The 4,168-nt window shown below is 60.5% G+C and carries 4 protein-coding genes; all 4 read right to left on the bottom strand.

Annotation, left to right across the window (positions count from 1 at the left end; all coding sequences use genetic code 11):
• Positions 1-469 (bottom strand): ABC transporter permease family protein (locus FEM54_RS26145; protein ID WP_477749739.1); only part of this gene is annotated, 469 nt, incomplete at its 3' end.
• On the bottom strand, positions 469-1,527 hold the full coding sequence (locus tag FEM54_RS26140; RefSeq protein WP_138453618.1) for a microcin C ABC transporter permease YejB: 1,059 nt from the start codon (positions 1,525-1,527) through the stop codon (positions 469-471). The genes FEM54_RS26145 and FEM54_RS26140, both read right to left, overlap by 1 nt.
• A complete protein-coding gene (locus FEM54_RS26135) occupies positions 1,527-3,389 on the bottom strand; it encodes an extracellular solute-binding protein (protein ID WP_138453617.1) in 1,863 nt (620 codons plus the stop codon). The genes FEM54_RS26140 and FEM54_RS26135 overlap by 1 nt, the downstream gene beginning before the upstream one ends.
• 130 nt (positions 3,390-3,519) lie before the next feature.
• Positions 3,520-3,801, bottom strand: coding sequence for a peptidylprolyl isomerase (locus tag FEM54_RS26130; protein ID WP_010210937.1), 282 nt, complete (start codon positions 3,799-3,801; stop codon positions 3,520-3,522).
• Between the last annotated feature and the right edge of the window lie 367 nt (positions 3,802-4,168).

Raw genomic sequence — 4,168 nt, 5'->3', positions numbered from 1 at the left:
CGGCACTGATGGCGGTGAGTGCCAGGGCAAACAGGATCGACACCCGTGCGCCGAAGATGACCCGCGCCAGCACATCGCGGGATTGATCATCGGTGCCCAGCCAGTTCACCGCCGAGGGCGGGCTGGGGGCAGGGCGGGTCAGTTCGTAGTTGGGCGTGTCGTCACTGAACGGGATCGGCGGGAACAGCATCCAGCCGCCGTCCTGCTTGATCAGCTTTTGCACGTAGTCACTGCGGTAGTCGGCCTGGAAGGGCAACTGGCCGCCGAACTGTTGCTCGGTGTAGCGCTTGAACACCGGGAAATACAGCTCGTTCTTGAAGCTCAGCACCAAGGGTTTGTCATTGGCGATCAACTCGCCGCCCAGGGTCAGGATAAACAGGCCGATAAACAGCCACAGCGACCACCAGCCACGGCGGTTCTTCTTGAAGCGCTCGAAACGCCGACGGGCCACCGGAGACAGATTAAGCATCAGGCGTTCCTCGCGGCGAAGTCGATACGCGGGTCCACCAGGGTGTAGCAGAGGTCACCGATGAGTTTTATCAAGAGCCCGAACAGGGTGAAGATAAACAACGAGCCAAAGACCACCGGGTAGTCGCGGGATACGGCGGCTTCGTAGCTCATGCGGCCCAGGCCATCGAGGGAAAAGATCACTTCGATCAACAGGGAACCGGCAAAAAACACGCTGATAAATGCCTGGGGAATCCCCGAGATCACCAGCAGCATGGCATTGCGAAACACATGGCCGTAGAGCACCCGGCGTTCACTCAAGCCCTTGGCACGGGCGGTGACCACGTATTGGCGCGTGATTTCATTCAGGAATGAGTTTTTGGTGAGGATGGTCAGCGTCGCGAACCCGCCGATCACCAACGAGGTGACGGGCAACACCAGGTGCCAGAAGTAGTCGGCAATTTTGCCGATTGTGCTGAGTTCGTCGAAGTTCTCCGAGACCAGCCCGCGCACCGGGAACCAGTTCAGCGAGGTGCCACCGGCGAACAGCACGATCAGGAACATCGCAAACAGGAAGGCCGGCATCGCATAACCGATGACAATCGCGGTGCTGCTCCACACGTCAAAGCTGCTGCCGTGGCGCACGGCCTTGCGAATCCCCAAGGGGATCGACACCAGGTAGGTGATCAAGGTGGCCCATAAACCGAGGGAAATGGTCACCGGCATTTTTTCCAGGATCAGGTCGATCACGCTTTTGCCGCGAAAGAAGCTGTTACCGAAATCCAGTTGGGCGTAGTTCTTGAGCATCAGCCACAGGCGTTCCGGCGCGGGCTTGTCGAAGCCGTATTGCTTTTCGATGTCCTTGATCAATTTGGGGTCCAGGCCACGGCTGGCGCGCGAGCCGTTGACGGCTTCGCCGCCACCACCGCCAATGCCGCCGCCACCGATGCCTTGCAGGTGCGCAATGGCCTGTTCAACCGGGCCGCCGGGCGCGGCCTGCACGATCACGAAATTGACCAGCAGGATGATCACCAGCGTGGGGATAATCAGCAGCAGGCGCCGCACGATATAGGCAAACATCAGCGCGTTCCTCCGCGTTTTTTCAGCTCGGCGTTCATTTGCTCATTCGTCAGTGGTGTGGGGCTGATTTCCCACCAGGTTTCCAGCGCTTCGTCGTTCTTGGCCTCGATGGCCGGGCGGCCGAAGCGATTCCACCACGCGGCCGAGGTGCCGGGCGGGTAGTAGTTGGGGATCCACAGGTAATTCCATTGCAGCACGCGGTCCAGGGCATGGGCATAGGTGAGCATCTGCGCCTGGGTGTTGGCTTTGACCAGCCCGCTGATCAGGGTATCGACGGCGGGGTCTTTGAGCACCATGTAGTTGTTCGCACCAGGGTCGTAGGCGGCCTGCGAGCCGAAGTAGTTGTACAGCTCCATGCCTGGCGACGTGGTGACCGGGAAGCCGATGACGATCATGTCGTAGTCGCGGGCCATGATGCGATTGACGTACTGGGACGAGTCTATGCGGCGGATATTCAGGGTGATGCCGATCTGCGCCAAGTTGCGCTTGTACGGCAGCAACAGGCGCTCAAGGCCGGCCTGGGCATTGAGGAAGGTGAACTCCAGTGGCTCGCCGTCGGCGTTGACCAGCTTGTCGCCCTTGGGTGTCCAGCCGGCGGCTTCCAGCAGTGCCAGGGCTTGCAGCTGTTTGTCACGGATCATGCCGCTGCCGTCGGTGACCGGCGCCTTGAACACTTGGGTAAATACTTCGTCGGGCACCTGGCCGCGCAGTGGCTCAAGAATCGCCAGTTCCTCTTGGGTCGGCGGTTGGCTTGCAGCCAGCGGGCTGTTGGAGAAGAAGCTCTGCTGGCGGATGTACATATTGCGCATCATCTGCCGGTTGGCCCATTCGAAGTCCCACAGCATCGCCAGGGCCTGGCGCACGCGGCGGTCCTTGAACATCGGTTTTTGCACGTTGAACACATAGCCCTGGGCCGGTTGCGGCATCTCTTTGGCCAAGTGCGCACGTTGCAGGCGGCCATCGTCGAGGGCCGGGCCGTTGTAGCCGATGGAGTAGCCCGTAGCGGAGAACTCGCGGTTGAAGTCATAGGCGCCGCCACGCAGCACCTGGCGGGCCACCTCGGTGTCGCCGAAGTACTCCAGGCTCAGGTGGTCGAAGTTGTACAGGCCCCGGCTGACGGGCAAGTCCTTGCCCCACCAGTCGGGGTCGCGGGTGAAGGTGATGGTGCTGCCGGAGTCGATCTTGCTGATTTTGTACGGGCCGCTGCCCAGCGGCGCTTCGTAGCCGCCACCGTTGGCGAAGTCGCGGGTTTTCCACCAATGTTCGGGGAATACCGGCAGGGTGGCGATATCCAGGGGCAGGGTGCGGTTTTCATTGCTGGAAAAGTCGAAGCGCACCTGGCGCTCGCCTTCGACTTCGACGTGTTTGACGTCGGCGAACAGGGTGCGAAAGCGCAGGCTGCCTTGGGTCATCAGCAGGTCGAAGCTGTAGCGTACATCTTCGGCGGTGATTGGCGTGCCATCGGCAAAGCGTGCCTTGGGGTTGAGGTAGAAGCGCAGCGAGAGGCCGTCGTCGGCGCGTTCCATTTTTTCGGCGACCAGGCCGTAAACGGTGTAGGGCTCATCCAGGGAGCGCTGGGCCAGCGGGGCGTAGAGCCAGCCGTCGACCTGGGAGACGCCGATGCCTTTGTCTATGTACGGCAATACATGGTCGAAGCGCCCGATTTCGATGGCTGAGCGTCGCAGGCTGCCGCCTTTGGGCGCGTTGGGGTTGGCGTAGTCGAAATGGGTGAAGCCGGTGGGGTACTTGGCCGGTTCGCCGTAGACCGTGAGGTAGGTTTGCGGGGCCGCGATCACGGCGGTGCTGGCCAGTAGCAGGGCCAGGGTGTAGCTGAAGAGTTTTGTGGAAAAAACCAATCGCATTATCAGCCTTGAGCGCCGGGTGAACAGTAATAGGGATTTGTACGTTAACGGCTTATGGGTTGCCAGTCACTTGATGCACAACGGCCCACCAAAAGGCGGGCCGTTGTTTATAGCATCAGTGCAGGAAGGATCAGTCCTGGCGGCTGGTGACTTCCAGCAGGTGGTAGCCGAACTGGGTTTTTACCGGGCCTTGCACGGTGTTGACGGGGGCGCTGAAGACGACGGTGTCGAATTCTTTGACCATCTGGCCTGGGCCGAACGAACCCAGGTTGCCACCGTCGCGGCTGGATGGGCAGCTGGAGTTGGCTTTGGCGATTTCTGCGAAATCGGCGCCGCCTTCGATCTGGGCCTTGAGTTCGTTGCACTTGTCTTCGGTGGAAACGAGGATGTGGCGGGCGGTGGCTTTGGCCATGGGGGTAACTCCTTGAAGTAAAAAGGGTGAGCCTACCGGATTCAGGTGGTTTTTTGTTGGCAAAGTTCCATCTTGTGGTGGGTTGGGTTGATTGAGTACATATCCGTTGCTGCGGTAACGGCGGCCTATGGTTCCGCTCTTACAGCGGGTCACTTTTGGCAAACGCCCCAAAAGTAACCAAAAGGTCTTCGCCCCACCACTCGGCACCTCGCTAATGCTCGGTGTGCCCTCACTCCGGCTTGAATCCGTGGGCCGCCGCGATGGGCCATCCTTGGCCCAGCGCGGCTAACCCGGCGTCCTGCCGGGTTACCCACGGATTCAAGCCTGCGTTCGGCCATCGTGGTTAACGGGGCGCCTCAGATCAAAA

Source organism: Pseudomonas edaphica (genome assembly GCF_005863185.1).
In the GTDB taxonomy this organism is placed as follows: Bacteria; Pseudomonadota; Gammaproteobacteria; order Pseudomonadales; family Pseudomonadaceae; genus Aquipseudomonas; species Aquipseudomonas edaphica.
The sequence above is the reverse complement of the archived record's forward strand: the minus strand, read 5'-3'. Positions and strand labels throughout refer to the sequence as shown.